At 44.4% G+C, this 15,630-nt stretch carries 12 protein-coding genes and 2 pseudogenes; 8 read left to right on the plus strand and 6 right to left on the minus strand.

Features of this window, described 5'->3' with window-relative positions:
* Positions 1–82: 82 nt before the first annotated feature.
* Positions 83–1,321, minus strand: a complete 1,239-nt coding sequence (locus tag ACFYU8_RS27790) for an MFS transporter (RefSeq protein WP_390305915.1) — start codon at positions 1,319–1,321, stop codon at positions 83–85.
* Between the two features lie 251 nt (positions 1,322–1,572).
* On the opposite strand from ACFYU8_RS27790, the gene ACFYU8_RS27795 reads away from it, so the two are divergent.
* Entirely contained in the window at positions 1,573–2,154 is a 582-nt protein-coding gene (locus ACFYU8_RS27795; RefSeq protein ID WP_390305917.1) for a TetR/AcrR family transcriptional regulator, read from the plus strand.
* Positions 2,155–2,207: 53 nt separating this feature from the next.
* Here ACFYU8_RS27795 and ACFYU8_RS27800 read toward each other — a convergent pair whose 3' ends face one another.
* Positions 2,208–4,184 carry a methyl-accepting chemotaxis protein gene (locus tag ACFYU8_RS27800; protein WP_390305919.1) on the minus strand — a complete coding sequence of 659 codons (1,977 nt, stop codon included), beginning with the start codon at positions 4,182–4,184 and terminating at the stop codon, positions 2,208–2,210.
* Positions 4,185–4,563: 379 nt separating this feature from the next.
* Between ACFYU8_RS27800 and ACFYU8_RS27805 the strand changes: the two genes are divergently transcribed.
* Positions 4,564–5,625 (plus strand): SDR family oxidoreductase, encoded by a 1,062-nt coding sequence (locus tag ACFYU8_RS27805; RefSeq protein ID WP_390305921.1) that lies wholly within the window; start codon positions 4,564–4,566, stop codon positions 5,623–5,625.
* Positions 5,626–5,753: 128 nt separating this feature from the next.
* On the opposite strand, the gene sstT is transcribed toward ACFYU8_RS27805, so the two are convergent.
* Positions 5,754–6,992, minus strand: a complete 1,239-nt coding sequence (sstT, locus tag ACFYU8_RS27810; RefSeq protein WP_390305923.1) for a serine/threonine transporter SstT — start codon at positions 6,990–6,992, stop codon at positions 5,754–5,756.
* Positions 6,993–7,419: 427 nt separating this feature from the next.
* Here sstT and ACFYU8_RS27815 point away from each other — a divergent pair, with 427 nt between their 5' ends.
* Entirely contained in the window at positions 7,420–8,112 is a 693-nt protein-coding gene (locus tag ACFYU8_RS27815) for a hypothetical protein (protein WP_390305925.1), read from the plus strand.
* Between the two features lie 78 nt (positions 8,113–8,190).
* Here the strand turns inward: ACFYU8_RS27815 and ACFYU8_RS27820 are convergent, their stop codons facing one another.
* On the minus strand, positions 8,191–9,711 hold the full coding sequence (locus tag ACFYU8_RS27820; RefSeq protein ID WP_390305927.1) for a chitinase: 1,521 nt from the start codon (positions 9,709–9,711) through the stop codon (positions 8,191–8,193).
* A gap of 502 nt (positions 9,712–10,213) precedes the next feature.
* Here ACFYU8_RS27820 and glpT point away from each other — a divergent pair.
* Positions 10,214–11,578 carry a glycerol-3-phosphate transporter gene (gene glpT, locus ACFYU8_RS27825; protein ID WP_390305930.1) on the plus strand — a complete coding sequence of 455 codons (1,365 nt, stop codon included), beginning with the start codon at positions 10,214–10,216 and terminating at the stop codon, positions 11,576–11,578.
* A 231-nt stretch (positions 11,579–11,809) separates the two neighbouring features.
* Here glpT and ACFYU8_RS27830 read toward each other — a convergent pair whose 3' ends face one another.
* Positions 11,810–12,130 carry a hypothetical protein gene (locus ACFYU8_RS27830; RefSeq protein ID WP_390305932.1) on the minus strand — a complete coding sequence of 107 codons (321 nt, stop codon included), beginning with the start codon at positions 12,128–12,130 and terminating at the stop codon, positions 11,810–11,812.
* Between the two features lie 549 nt (positions 12,131–12,679).
* Between ACFYU8_RS27830 and ACFYU8_RS27835 the strand changes: the two are divergent.
* The 4 genes and pseudogenes from ACFYU8_RS27835 to glpQ form a co-directional block, all read left to right on the plus strand.
* Positions 12,680–12,801: pseudogene (locus ACFYU8_RS27835) on the plus strand (nitroreductase family protein); the annotation flags it as partial.
* A 2-nt stretch (positions 12,802–12,803) separates the two neighbouring features.
* A pseudogene (locus ACFYU8_RS27840) lies at positions 12,804–13,112 on the plus strand (nitroreductase family protein); the annotation flags it as partial.
* Positions 13,113–13,143: 31 nt separating this feature from the next.
* Complete coding sequence (locus ACFYU8_RS27845) at positions 13,144–13,440, plus strand: putative quinol monooxygenase (RefSeq protein ID WP_390305934.1); 297 nt, start codon at positions 13,144–13,146, stop codon at positions 13,438–13,440.
* A 391-nt stretch (positions 13,441–13,831) separates the two neighbouring features.
* Positions 13,832–14,938 carry a glycerophosphodiester phosphodiesterase gene (glpQ, locus tag ACFYU8_RS27850; RefSeq protein WP_390305936.1) on the plus strand — a complete coding sequence of 369 codons (1,107 nt, stop codon included), beginning with the start codon at positions 13,832–13,834 and terminating at the stop codon, positions 14,936–14,938.
* 248 nt (positions 14,939–15,186) lie between these two features.
* Here glpQ and ACFYU8_RS27855 read toward each other — a convergent pair whose 3' ends face one another.
* Positions 15,187–15,387 (minus strand): hypothetical protein, encoded by a 201-nt coding sequence (locus tag ACFYU8_RS27855; protein ID WP_390305938.1) that lies wholly within the window; start codon positions 15,385–15,387, stop codon positions 15,187–15,189.
* Between the last annotated feature and the right edge of the window lie 243 nt (positions 15,388–15,630).

The following is a 15,630-nucleotide window of genomic DNA, read 5'->3' on the forward strand; positions in this document are numbered from 1 at the left end:
CTGAAAGCAAAATAGTTCAATATCATATATCTTCACTTCAAACTATTAGCACAACCCTTCTCATGCTAGATACTAAGCAGCTCTATTTTCTTGTAATAGCCGAAACACGTCTGGTCAATGCCCAATACACCAGAGCCAAAGCACTGACAGAGGCTCCGAGCAAGCATACTCCCCCCCAACCAAAATGCGCATATGTATAGGTCGAGGCAATGGAGCCTACAGAAGAGCCGATCGAATAGAAAACCATATACCCCGCCGTGAGCCGACTCCGTGCCTCTGCACCCAAGGTGAAGATCATACTTTGATTCGTAACATGTACCGCCTGTACCGCCAAATCAAGCAAAATAATGCCTATCGCCAATGCAAATAACGACTGTTCTATATAGCTAATTAGCAACCACGATAGTAGCAATAGACTCAAGGCAACTCCCGTCGTTCGCTGTCCATAGCCTCGATCTGCAAGCTTCCCTGCCCTTGCTGCAGCTAACGCTCCGGCAACTCCTACGAGGCCAAACGCCCCGATTGCCGTGTGCGACAAAGATAATGGCGGCGCACTCAGAGGCAGTACTAATGGCGTCCACAAAATGCTAAACGCAGCAAAAATCAGCATAGCCAGAACAGAGCGAATACGTAATAGCCGTTCTTGTGCGAACAACTTCAGTACCGATCCAAGCAACTGGAGATAGGATAGCGGCTTTACCTCCCGCTCCCTATTTGGCAATACCCGAAATAATACACAAACCAGTAAAAAGAGGAATGCAGCAGAGACCAGATATACGGAACGCCAGCCCGAAAGATCTGTTAAAATTCCTGCAATGGTGCGTGCTAGAAGTATGCCAATGACGATTCCACTTGTTACTACCCCCACCACTCGCCCCCGCTCAGCAGGAGCAGCCATGGTCGCCGCGAATGCAACGATCGTCTGCGTCACAACGGCAAGCAATCCCACCGCAGCTATTCCTACGAATAGTACCGTGCTGGTGGAGGCAGTTCCTACGATAACCAGAGCTACCACAGATAAAAACATCTGACCGATAATCAAGCGGCGTTGGTTCAATAAATCGCCAAGTGGCACAAGCAACAACAGTCCTACTGCATAAAAGATTTGAGTAAGGGTAATGAGAATCCCAATGATGGAATAGTCAATTCCGAACTCATCCGACAAATGATCAAGTAGTGGTTGCGCGAAGTAGATATTCGCAACTGACATCCCGCAAGCAACCGCAAAAAATAGTATTACATAGCGAGGCATGGGAGTGCCTTGTACTGAATCCGCCTTCCTATCGGCTTTAGCCGCTACTTTTTCGATAACCTCCTCCATCTGTCTTCACCTTACCTCCATTCCGTCTACGTCTGGAGCAAAATAACATACCGATCGGTACGTTATGATGCCCAGTAAATATATCCCACCATTTCTTTTTCTGTCAACAACATTCTTTTCTCGTTTTTGAATAAACCAGCCTGAAATTGACAAGACAAATGAAAAACAATAAAATATAAAATACCATTCAGTACAAAAAACTATTGGCAGTTACATAGATTCGAATACATGGGTAATGAGAGGAACTCTTTATGGCGAGAACACGCGAATTTGACGAAGAAAAAGTACTAGATGCAGCTATGCAGCTCTTTTGGGAGAAGGGGTATGAAGCTACCTCATTGAGTGATTTAACTTCCAGAATGGGGATCCAACGTCCAAGTATTTACTCAACCTTTGGAGACAAAAAAGAATTGTTCGAAACCGCACTACGCAGATACACGATGTCTCGTGCTTCCGAGGTACGAACGAAACTTCAAAACAATCCATCTGTTAAAGAGGCATTTCGCCGTTTTTTTAACGAAGTGGTCGATGAGGAATATACGGAAAGTCTCAGCCGAGGGTGCTTTTGCATTAATACCATGGTCGAGCTTGCCCCTCATGATGAGAAATTTGAAATTCTGACAAGGGAACACCAAATGTACCTCTCTGTCATTTTTCAAGAAACGATCGAGCGAGGTATCCAATCAGGTGAACTCGATTCGAGTATAGACGCGAAAGCTATCGCACAGGCGCTTATCGTATCGTTAATTGGACTGACCGTAATCATGAAATCTCGCCCAACACGATCATTTGTTGATAATTCGATAGACGTTATGCTTACTTTGCTCAGATGAACTGGCATGAAAGAAGACCAACGTCTGTTGGTCTTCTTTACCCATCACTAAAACTACTGTGTACGCTCCAATTTAAAACGCAGCACCAATGACTGCAACTCTTCAGCAATGTTGGCAAGATGCGTTGCAGAAGCCGCTACTTCCTCCATCGAAGCATTTTGTTCTTCACTGGCTGCTGCCACTTGGTCGACCTCTTGCGCAGTCGCCTGGCTCATGGCACTCGATTCACCAAACGCTACAAGCATCGCTGTATTTGACTGCATTAACCGTTCGCTGACACGGGCTACTTTCGCGAGGTGAGCGTCAATGCGGTTAATGGCCTCATACATCTCCGTGAAACGCTGCTCAACCGATTGAGTCAAATCACTTCCCGTTGTAGCAGATTCCACGCCTTCCTCCGTGCGTTTCACCATGTGAAGGACGCGATTCTGAACCTCGCCGATCAGACTGTCGATCTTTTCAGCAGCAGAACCTGTCTGATCAGCCAGCTTGCGTACCTCATCGGCAACGACGGCGAACCCGCGGCCTTCTTGACCGGCCCGTGCCGCTTCAACAGCGGCATTCAACGCAAGCAAATTCGTCTGGGAGGCGATATTCTGGATGAAATTCGTCACCCCGCTAATTTCTCCAGCAACCTGCTTTAATTCCTCCATCTCCTGCTTAGAACGAGCGGAATGTTCCACGATCATATTCACCTGCTGTCTCGCCGCTCCGAGAGACTCCTCACCGTTATTGGCCAGACCTGTGATGACCTGCGACATTTCGGTGCTCTCACGCAGGATGCGGATGGCATCATCCAGCTCCTCTTGCGCTTGCGTCGCCGATTGCTTCACGGTATCTATGCTCCGATTCATATCCGAAGACATGGACGCTATTTCTTGCATGGAGGCAGCGACTTGTTCTATCGTCTGCACGTTCTCCTCCGAATTCGCAGACAAATGATGGGAGGAAGCAGAGATTTGATCGGAATGATCGGTAATTTGACGCAGGACATCGGACAACGATTGCGACATCGTATTGAAGTTGGACTGTAGCTGTCCAATCTCATCTGTTCTTCCACTCTCCATAGACCGGACCGTCAAATCCCCCTGCGCGATCGAGTCGGTCAGTTGCTTCAATTGCAGGACTGGTCGCACTGTGCGTTTCATAAAAATCCAAACGAACAGGGCAATGAGGGCAAGCAAAAGGACGATGAACATGAATGAAATCCGCAACAGCGGCCCCGTTTTTTGATCGATTTCACTCCAATCAATCACGGAAACGACGTTCAATCCGAGCGAATTTTGCTTGTTGAAGTGGTAGTATTCACGAAGCTCCTCATCATCCACTTCGAAAGAACCCTGCGCTTGATCGCGCATCACTTGGAAGCGTTCGTCTTCAAGCGGCTTGCCTTGTGGGAATCGCGGGTGCGACATTGTCACGTTATTCGGATCGAACAAGCTGACATATCCCTTTTCCCCGATCTTGTACGTCTTTACCAGCTCGTTTAAGTGATCGATGGAAACGTCAATACCCGCTACACCTGCACCGTCCGAAATCGTCTTGGCAAACGTAATCACGTAGCTTCCGCTTATCGCATCGATATAAGGTGGCGTCACAATGATCTGCCCTTTATGCTGTATCGCTTGCTTGTACCATTCACGGGTAGTCGGATCAATTTCCTTTTTCGCCGAGTTGTAATATCGATTGTCGTAGTACATGAACGCAGACAAAACATTGTCGATGTCTTTCTCTATGTTGCGGATACGCTCGTAGATATACGCATCCGCATTTTGTCCCGGAGGAACTTGAACATCCGCAAAACTATCAATGGTGACGGAATAATCTTGGTACGAATTGTTGAGCACTTGTGTAATCATCGTGGTAACCGATTCCACTTGGGACAACAATTCGTTCTCTAACTGGTTGCGTGCCAGTTGTGTCAAGGAAAGGCTCAGAACGACAGAGGGAACAACGATAAGCAAAACAAGAAAAAACAGGATCTGCTTAGATAGCGATGCTTTATAACTAGTAACCATTTTTTTAATCATCTGTGATGACTCCTCTCTAGTGAAGTATAATAACGAGTTGCAGCCCAAACAACGCCTCACTGGTTGTCAGAAGACGCGCTCCTCTCAGGCCAAGCTCATACCTGTGCCTATCTTTTTCAAATGACTATTTCTGCTAAAGTTATTTCCCCTGATCATACCCTTTTGAAACTTCACGGCCTTAAATAAGAAAATGAGGAAAATACCGGGAAACCCAGGCAAGTAGCTCTCCATGTGGCTGTTAAACAGTTGTTTGAAACCACGCAGTTGTTCACGATAACGTTTCATCCGCACTCGTCACAGCTATGTTTTTCATCATATAATGAATTATTGATACTTCAGCAACTCCCTACCTAACAAACATACGGAGCTGGTTAACTATATGAATATCTTTGTAACAGGAGCAACAGGTTTTCTCGGAAAAAAACTATCCCAAGAACTATTAAACGAAGGTCATACCCTTTACTTACTCGCTCGAAACGAAAAAAAGGCAAGCGATTTGATGCATAGCTTTGCCGAAAAGCACCGGAAACAGGTACATATTTTACTAGGTGATGTTTCGAAAAAAGGCTTGGGCGTCTCTGAAAATGATTGGGGACAGCTCAACCAGAAAATAGATGCGATGTACCATATTGCCGCATACCTGTCCTTTGATCCCGCTCAGAAACCGCAGACGTACGAGGTAAATGTAGAGGGAACAAAAAATACGTTACAATTTGCAGAAGCCATTGGCTCACCTCGCTTTATCTATGTGAGTACGGCTTATACCATCGGCACCGAAACAGAAGGAAAAGAAGCGCTGTACAACCCGGAACGCTCCTTCGTGAACAACTACGAAGAGACAAAATGCTTGGCAGAACATGTCGTCTTCTCCTACAGCGACAAAATGGAGACGATCATTGTCAGACCGTCCATCATTATCGGCGATTCCAAAACAGGCGAAGCCGATACCAATTTTGGCTTGTACGGCTTATTAAAAGGTCTTCGCGTACTGAAAAGAAGAGCGTCCCGAGCAGAAGGCTGGGAAAATCAAAAGTACCGTATCTTGGTGGATGTAGACGTCAACTCGAACCTCGTCCCGGTTGACTATGTCTCTTCTGTCTTGCTCGCTGCGCTCACTCATGGTGAGCATAAGGAAATCTATCATGCTACCAACCCTGTTCCACCTACCCAAAAACTGGTGGTCGATTGCATTAAAGAAGTCTTGGATTTTCCGAATTTAGTACCTGTTCCATTTGAAACAGACGAGCTGCTATCCGAAGAGGAAAAAGCCTTCAATGCATCTATGAGCTTGTTCCATGCGTATTGGAAGCGGAGTATCTCTTTCCCGAATGAAAACACCCGAAAGCTGCTGCAAAAAGTAGGGCAAAGCGAATTGCAGATGGATAAAGAGATGTTGCTTGGGATTATGAGTGGGTTTCAGAAGCAGACTGTGCTTGCGTAGGTCTATAAGTATAATTTTACACGTGGAGAAACGCTGTAACAGCGATTCTGTGAGCTTCTCGATCTACCACAATAAATCAGCACCCCAATTGTTGATCCAGTCTCACAATTGGGGTGCTGTTCATTCGCCTATGCTGCTTTGGAGATATTAATTTTCTTTCCTTCTTTTCGCCACTCTTTAAACTCAGCTGCTGCTGTGAAAAGAACGTCTGAAGAGGAGTTAAGTGACGTTTCAAAAGAGTCTTGTAACACTCCAATAATAAAGCCGACTCCGACTACCTGCATCGCAACTTCATTTGGAATACCGAATAGGCTACATGCTAGAGGAATCAGTAATAAAGATCCGCCAGCCACCCCTGATGCACCACAAGCACATATAGCCGATACTATGCTAAGGATGATAGCGGTAGGGATATCCACTTGAATACCAAGTGTATGAACCGCTGCAAGGGTCAAAACAGAAATCGTAACAGCTGCACCAGCCATATTAATAGTAGCCCCTAATGGAATCGAGACTGAATAACTATCTTTATTCAAACCTAGATTTTCACATAATTTCATATTTACAGGAATATTTGAAGCTGAGCTTCGTGTAAAGAATGCTGTAATGCCGCTTTCCTTTATACACTTGAAAACAAGCGGGTAAGGGTTTTGTCTTATAGCTGCATAGACAAGGATTGGATTGACAACCAGTGCCACAAAGAGCATGCAACCAATCAGAACAGCAAGTAATTTTGCATAGCTTAGTAACGCAGCAAGTCCATTTGTAGTAATAGACTCAAATACTAGTCCCATGATTCCTAATGGTGCAAACTTAATTACCCAACCAACCATTTTCGAAACGGCATCTGAAAAATTAGAAATCATCGTTTTTGTCGTATCAGCGGCATTTCGTAAAGCCAAACCAATAAGTACCGCCCAAGCTAAAATACCGATATAGTTCGCTTTAACAATTGCATTAACTGGGTTATCAACTACATTTAGCAGTAATGTCTTGAGAACCTCTACAACACCGCCAGGAGGCGTTACATCCTTAGCTCCCTCTACAAGTGTTAAGCTTACAGGGAATATAAAGCTTGAAATAACGGCGATTGATCCAGCTAAAAAGGTTCCTAAAAGGTATAGGACAATTATGAATTTCATATTCGTTTGGTGCCCGCTTTTATGTTGAGCAATGGCTGACATAACCAAAAAGAGTACCAACACAGGTGCAATCGCTTTCAAAGCGCTAACAAATAAAGAACCTAAAACTACTACGGGTTTTGCTACTTCGGGAATCGTTACAGCCAGGATAATACCAATAATCAAACCTACAATTATTTGCTTTACCAGACTTACTTGACTTACCTTCGTCAGCATACTTTTCATAGATGTCCCCCCACTAAGATAAACTTCTCCCGACCCTGCAATAGACTCTCGCTTTCTGTATGATTCATTTCTTCGATGGATGGCTATTTTAATCAAAGTCCACTCCATAGAGACAAATAAGTATCATTATACTGATTTTTTGATATATTACAAATGTACAAATTTTGCTAAACGGAACAACTACCTTTTTACATGAATTTATGGCTTCACCTACACCACCAATCATGCTTTCATAACGAAAAAAGCAGCGTGGATTAACTTCAAAGAAGCAACCATATCAAATTGCTTCGCATAGAGCTGGGCGTATGCTCCATCGAGCGGAAAAGTTGTGTGAGTGGGGAGCGAAAAACCAAAACTGTTAAAGGAGTTCAATAAGACAAAAGCGAATCCTTACATACAATATTTTCCAATAAAGGGTGTTTTGTTCATGCTTAAAAAAAGTATGGTTTCTGCTTTGGGTCTACTAGTAGTTACAATGTCTCTATCCACTCCTACCCAGGCTGCTGAACTCCCAACATCTTCTCAGGAAACGTTATTTCGAAATAAATCAACCGACTCTCGTAAAGTATCAGGAGCTAGTGTTAATTTTGGAGCTACAAGAACGATTTCAAAATCGACTCCGATTCCTCCAGATTGGGTCATTACAACAGTAATGAGTGACTACTACGTCATCCAATATGTAGGTGGAGCAAGTTTGGGTCAGACAGTACAGACTGTAAGAACGACTCCCATTCCAAAAGACTGGGTGATCACTGTTGCAACAAGCGATTTCTTTATATGGCAGTATGTAGGAGGAGCAAGCTTCGGATACAGAGTTCAGACCGCAAAAATAACCCAAGTTCCAGAAAACTGGGTGATCACTCTAGCAACATCGGATTTCTATCAACTGATGTATGTAGGAGGGGCAAGTTTTGGACAGAGAGTACAGACCGCAAAGATAACTCGAATTCCAGAAAATTGGGTGATCACCCAAGCTACTTCCGATTTCTTTCTATGGATGTATGTAGGAGGGGCAAGCTATGGAACGACAGTACAGACCGCAAAAACGACCCCAATACCACCAGGTTGGGTCATTACAACCGCTACATCAGACTTTTATATCCTTACTTATAGAGGATAGTCGTACTCAGATCAAATTTGCATAATGACAATGACACCCACCCGTGAGAGAGGGTGGGTTTTTTCAAAGATTCCGTGATTACTGATTCAGTGAATCAAGCGAAGTGCGAACATTATTGGCAAACGAATAGTTATTTCTAGCATCCCAGTTGATAGACCAGGTCATAATTCCTTGGAACTGCGGATAACCAGCTGGGTTTTGGAGTCTGTAGGTTCCTCCAAAAGACGTGCCTTTTACCAAATATTGAAGTGCCTTCTGGATATCGGCAGGAGACGTATAGCCTCCCCCGGCAGCACTTGGAGCAGAAGGCAGCCCGATAGCGACTTGGTTCTCCCTCAAGGCTGGAAACATGTTGTTAGGATTACGACCGATAGGGAATCCTTTCAATAGCATTTCTGCCATCGCTACTTGGAAATCAGCCGTTCCTTGTTGATACGTACGACCATCTAATGCTTCTAGCGCTCCAGAATTATAATGTTGGACGTGGATATAATTCATTCGATCGCGAAGGGCATGAATCACAGGTAGATAAGCGCCCCACGGCCCACCATAGCTAGCGTAACCGCCTTGGACATAAGCCGTTTCTGGCGCCATCGTCAAAATGAAAGATGGGCCAAATGTATTCGTGATCGTCTGAGTCGCTGAGATTAAATTTATAATTTTAGGTGTTGTCGGATTTCTAAAATCAGTGTCCCCCGCATTTAGCGACAGGGAGCTTCCTTCCAGATCAATATCCATCCCATCAAAACCATACGTTTGAATGATCGAGGTCATCGAGTTAATAAAATTTTGTTTGGCAGCTTCTGTCGTCAGCTCGACTGTACCATTCGCTCCGCCAATCGAGATGAGGACCTTCTTCCCCTTTGATTTTAACAAGGCGATATCCGACTTAAATTCCTCAACGGATGCATTAAACGGCACGAATCCCATAGTCGCATGATCGCCACCGACTGGTTCTGCGAACGCAACATTGATGACATCGTATTTATCTGAGACATCTCTTAGCTTGAGTACCGTAGAACCATTGTCAAAATTATGCCAGTAGCCAATCAAAAGTCGTTTGGACACCGGTTCATTTGGGGATTTAGATAAAGTGGTTACCGTTATCGAGGCGCTGGGTGGGGATACATTGCCTGCGGCATCTTTTGCCTGTATCGCGAATGAATATGTCGTATTTGCTAGAAGCCCAGTCACCGTATAGGATGTTGCACTCGATGTACCGGCGAGTATATCTCCGTTGTAGACGAGATACTCCTGAACAGCTCTATTATCCGTAGAAGCTGACCAAGATAAGCTGACCGAACTACTTGTTATCCCTACTTCACTAAGATTTGTGGGAGACGTAGGTGGAATGGTATCGGGAGCAGAGGGACCTTGCAGTTGCCACAATGTCGGTACGTTGGGTGGTTCCCATCCGACAAGCGATGTATGAGCAAATGTACATTTGTAATCTTGCCCTTGATACGTAACCATGTCTCCTAACTTGTATACGGTGTTGGGAGTCCACGGTGTCATGGCGTGAGAAGACTGCGGGAATATAGAAAAGATTAAGATAAGCGATAGTACTACCAAAACTCCTGTTTTTCTAATCAAATGCATCAAACAAAGCCTCCTTCATTTTTACTTTCACAAAAAAGAGTGTCCTTTAAATCTTCGCTTACCCACTCATACAGATCGGCTAACATAAACATATACTTATATTTGGAAAAAATGTATTTTTATGAATAAAGTATACATAAGAACACCTCTATCAAGGTTTTTTTGAAGAGGTGCGATCAAACAGAGCTTGATCCACGGGCTCGGTATCTCAATTGTCTCCAAGTATGCCGTTCAGCTGGAGATCAAGAGCGGCCTGTTGACCTCCATTCCCATTAGAGGGGCTACGATTCAACGCGGAATTAACTGACTATGGAAAAATAACCTAAAATAACTTCGTTGACAACGTTTTCATAGAATAATAGAATACACTTAACAAGTTAACTATGATGGAGATTCGGAGACTCATACTTTTTGGCACTTTCATTTTTGAAAGCGCCATTAAAGTATGGGTTTTTTATTATATCGCCATCTGTGTTAGAAACTACTTAGGGGGAGGAACAAGATGCTCAAACTGTTTAAGCCTGCACCGTCTATTGACAGATTGCCTGACGAACAAATTGATTCTGAGTATAAAAAGCTCAGGTTTCAAGTGTTTCTCGGAATCTTCATCGGCTATGCGGCGTACTATCTCATCCGCAAAAACTTCTCGCTCGCCATGCCTTATTTGATTGAAGAAGGATTTACAAAAACAGAGCTCGGTTTTGCGTTATCCGCCATTTCGATTTCCTACGGGATCAGCAAGTTTGTAATGGCCATTTTTTCAGACCGAAGCAACCCGCGAATGTTCTTGCCTGCTGGTTTGATTCTTTCTGCACTTATCAGTTTGCTGATGGGCGTCGTTCCTTACTTCACCTCATCCGTCTCGATCATGTTTGTGATGCTGTTCCTGAACGGTTGGTTCCAGGGAATGGGCTGGCCTCCATCCGGGCGTGTCCTTGTACACTGGTTTAGTGTAAGTGAAAGAGGAAACAAAACAGCCGTTTGGAATGTAGCCCATAACGTTGGCGGAGGCTTGATGGCCCCCCTCGCTGTTGCAGGTGCAGCGATGTTCACCGGGCTTTCGGGTAATACCGCTTCCGGGTATGAAGGTGTGTTTATCCTGCCTGCTCTGGTTGCCATTGTCTTTGGATTCATTACGTTTTTCTTAATTCGCGATACTCCGCAGTCAGTCGGCCTGCCGCCTATCGAAGAATATCGCAATGACTATCCAAACAAGGCGAAGAAAACGTTTGAAACAGAATTCTCCACAAAAGAAATCCTTTTCAAATATGTGTTGAACAACAAATGGGTTTGGGCAATCGCGATTGCCAACATCTTCGTCTACTTCGTCCGTTACGGTGTTCTGGACTGGGCGCCGACCTATTTGAGCGAGGAAAAAGGCTTTGATATGAACAAGTCGAGCGTTGCCTACTTCCTATACGAATGGGCAGGTATCCCGGGAACGCTCCTGTGCGGCTGGCTGTCCGATAAATTGTTCAAGGGCCGCCGTGGACCTGCAGGATTTGTCTTTATGCTCGGCGTATTGATCGCTGTTCTAGTCTACTGGTTCAACCCACCTGGAAATTCCGTGGTCGATATGATTTGCCTGATCGCTATCGGTTTCCTGATTTACGGTCCAGTCATGCTGATTGGTTTGCAAGCCCTTGATTTTGTTCCGAAAAAGGCTGCCGGAACCGCTGCAGGACTGACGGGTCTGTTTGGTTACCTGGGCGGTACAGTCACAGCGAATGCATTGATGGGGGTTATCGTTGATAAATCCGGCTGGGATGCAGGATTTATGTTGCTGACAGCTTCGTGCGCATTGGCTGCTCTTGTTTTTGCCTTTACGTGGAATGTGCGGGGGCAAGAAGTAGTTAAAAATCATTAATATAACAAAAAGAAGGATGAAAATCGTTGTGATTTTTATCCTTCTTTTTTTATGGAATAAATAACCTGCCTCCGCCGGACTCCTGCCTATTATCCAGCTCGCCAGATTACCATCGCCTCTACCAAATAGAAAAAAAATCTTACACTGGCGAATGGATGGATAGACAGGCGGCAACCAAGTTAAGGGAGAACAATGAATAACAAAGCTCACATTTGCGGGCTTTGTGTTATCTTACTTTTTTTGAGTAGGTGCAGCAGCTGCAGCAGGAGCTGTCCTTTCTACTTTCTTTTCGACCTTCTTTTCTGAATGCCTTATTGGTCGAGCCATAAATTCAAATACGATGTACCCCATAAAAGCACACAACAATATACCAAGCTGACTAACGGCTTTTAACAAATACTCATTTGAAAGTTGGGTCGCTTGAACAGCAGAAGTATTAGCCCCAAGTTCTACATTAAAGCGGTAACTACTTTGTAAACCACTGAGGTCTGAGCCTGTTTTAAAAACCACTAATAGCATGACGATACGGAATAACCAGATCAAATAACGCAATGATATCTCTCCTTATGATTATAATTCTACAGATCATTTCCCTTTATTTTGGAAATTCAAACGCATGTTAGTTATCGTGGATATTTCTAACAAATTAGCATTACAATGTATTCTGGTCTCAACGGCAACTTGGTTTCCCGTTAATCGTACAAACTACTTGTGAATCTCTGAGGGGGGATCGAGAGTGTCCCTACGACATTAACTGAACCAAAAACACCGCTTGGTATAGAGGGGTAAATGGACCGTTTCTGATTCGCGTAGAGACTGCTGATTTTAATGGTAATTCTATTGAAGAAACTATTGAAAACGCTCCAGAGAAACAGCAGTAATTATATGCGTTGAGCTAAGTCTTACAACGATTATTGCACTATACTGCTGGTAGTATAGAAAAAGCAGCCGATCTCTTATGCCAGCTGCCCACTCATCTTGTTATTACGCTATGAATCCCCGTTAGTTCAATAATGTAAGTAATATCATTAATAATATGAACGACGAGGCAGTATACCTCGATCCTTTGTTCCCTCATAAAGAACAAATGATTTTCGTGAAATCACGTTTGGCCGTCGTTCTGTCAAACTTTATGATCCTGAAATAAAAATCAGCCGCGAGGAAATGATTGAAATTCTAGCGGAGCCACACGCGCTCCATCTTCGGTCAACATGCAGCCTTGGCGCCGCAGGAAGTGAACGACATGCAGCTGAAAGCCGTAAAGCCTTACTACGCCAATCTACCAGCTTCTGACCTGCGCGATGTCAATTTTATCGATCCCGGACTCGTATCCATGCAATTGATGCTGGTTGCCCGGTCATTCGGCTATGACACGAACCCGATCGGCGGCTATGAAAAGAATCAAATAGCAGAAGGGTTTGATTTGGACAAGGATCTCTATCAACCGATCATGCTGATCAGTATCGGGAAAGCAGCCAAGGAAGGATACCCATCTTACCGTCTCCCTGTTGAGACAGTGACAACCTGGAAATAATTCAAATTCGTCGGAAGAAAGGTAGAAAACCATGCTTATTATACATGCCCATCTGCAAGTGATACCCGTACAGGAAGAAGCCTTCCTTCAAGCGGCCAAAGCCCTGGTTGCTGCAAGCCAAGCTGAAGAAGGGAATGTAGGATACACCCTTCTGAAAAGCACAGAGCAAGAATATCACTACACCATGGTAGAAACGTGGAAGGACGCTGCCGCAGTAGCGGCCCACAATGCAAGCGCCCATTTTCAGGCTTTTGTGAAGCAAGCTCCCTCCTTTTTTGCAGAAGCTATGGAATTGGAAGTATTCGCAGGAGAGCCTGTGAAGTTGTAATTCGTGATATACGGAAAAACAGCAAGGTTGGTCCTGCGATCAGCCTTGCTGTTTTTGTAGGGAGGAAAGACACAGCCGTGAAAAATGTTTTTGCTGAGCCGAGGATCGTCAGGGACTTGCGTAGCAAGGGGTTACCCCTTTATCCTTAACGATCATTGGTGCAGGTAATAAAATGCTACTTTGTGTGAACTGAAGCATTGTAGGTGGTCAATCGAAGATGAATATTACCGCCAACAATTTATTGACAGCGCTTTCTTTATCGCTTACATTAGTAACCAATATAATATTTTTGTGATGGAGATCAGGAGATTCACAATATTTCATTTGGTATGGTATAACCTACCAATGGAATTTGTGGATCTTTTTTTCATCCAAATGGAGGAGGAAGAACATGAAAAAACTGGTTACATCCCTGGCAGCCGCTCTCGCTATTACAACAAGCTTTGGAAGCGTATCCTTTGCCGAAGCGGATAAGATTGTCATCGCCCACCGCGGAGCGAGTGCATACTTGCCGGAACATACGCTGCCAGCAAAAGCGATGGCTTACGCGATGGGAGTCGACTACATCGAACAAGACGTGGTCATGACAAAGGACAACAAACTGATCATCATGCACGACCATTATCTGGACAGCGTAACCAATGTAGCGGAGGTCTACCCTGATCGAAAACGAAAAGACGGCAGGTACTACGTTATTGATTTCACTCTTGACGAGATCAAGAAAATGAACACAACAGAGGTCTTCTCAGTGGAAAACGGCAAGCAGGTACAAGACTATCCGGATCGCTTCCCTCTCTGGAAATCCAACTTCAGTGTTCACACCCTGGAAGAAGAGATTGAACTGATCCAGGGTATGAACAAAAGCACGGGTCGTAACGTAGGGATCTATTCGGAGATTAAAGCTCCCTGGTTCCACAGACACGAAGGAAAGGACATCAGCCTCGCAGTGCTGCAGGTGTTGAAAAAGTACGGCTATGTGTCCAAGAATGACAAAGCGTACATACAGACTTTCGACCCCAATGAAGCAAAACGGATTCGCACGGAACTCTATCCGCAATTGAATATGAACGTGAAGCTTGTACAGCTCATGGCAGAAACCGGCTGGAACGAAACCATGATCTATGAAAACGGTAAGGCAGTTCCCTACAACTACGATTGGATGTTTGAAAAAGGGGCGATGAAAGAAATTGCGAAATACGCAGACGGCGTAGGGCCATGGAAGCCAATGATCATCAAAGAAGAGTCGACGAGAGACCACCTGATCATTACCAATCTTGTCAAAGAGGCTCATGAAGCTGACCTGGAAGTGCATCCATACACCTTCCGAGCAGATAAAGGACAAATCCCTGCCTATGCAGCAAGCTTCGAGGAGCTGCTCGATCAGTTCTACTTCACAGCAGGAGTTGACGGGGTGTTTACGGACTTCCCTGACCGTGCCGTTGATTTTTTACGAAGAGCGGAGTACCAAAGCAAAATTTCACAGTACCAACGTAGCTGACACAGACCGCAAAGTAACTTGAAAACACCTCAGTAACACTGTAACCTCAACGAGTTACTGAGGTTCCAAATTTATTTTTAGAATCGGAACCTTGGCATTTTGACCTCCCACAAACGCAAATAATCAGGTGGGAAAGAGCGTTGTTAGGCTTGATTTAGTTCCGAGACTCACTGTTTGCAGGTCGTGACAGGGACGCTAGTATTAACCCTGATAGACAGAAAAAACGCCGGTATCTTGTACGCTAAGGATTACCGGCTTTTCAGGTGATCATCATTCATCATTCTAATGGCGGGAAATTCATCGGTATTTGTAAATCCAGCATTCACTAAAGAGTCTTTTGCTACGAAGTGATGTCTTTCTCCACCAAGTGCTTCCATTGAATCGTAGGCGTCAGCATCACCAGCGTATTCCCAGTCTCCTGTCTTTATTGTATTTAACCAATGTAGCATATCAATTTAACCTAGACTGCCGCTGTTTTATTGAACTAACGAACCCGCTAGGTCAATGACCAGATTGGTTGTTATGTTTAGTTAATAAACCGTTCATAATCCTTTTGGAACGATAATTTTGTTTCCTCGTATGTCGGAATCTCCAGTAGCTCTACATTGTCTATCTCCATATGCAAAAATTCTTTCACAAGTATTCTTACACTTTTCTTAATCCCATCTATGTCCCAGGATGTTGACAGCTTG

The sequence above is a fragment of the Brevibacillus sp. NPDC003359 genome (assembly GCF_042878995.1).
GTDB lineage: Bacteria > Bacillota > Bacilli > Brevibacillales > Brevibacillaceae > Brevibacillus.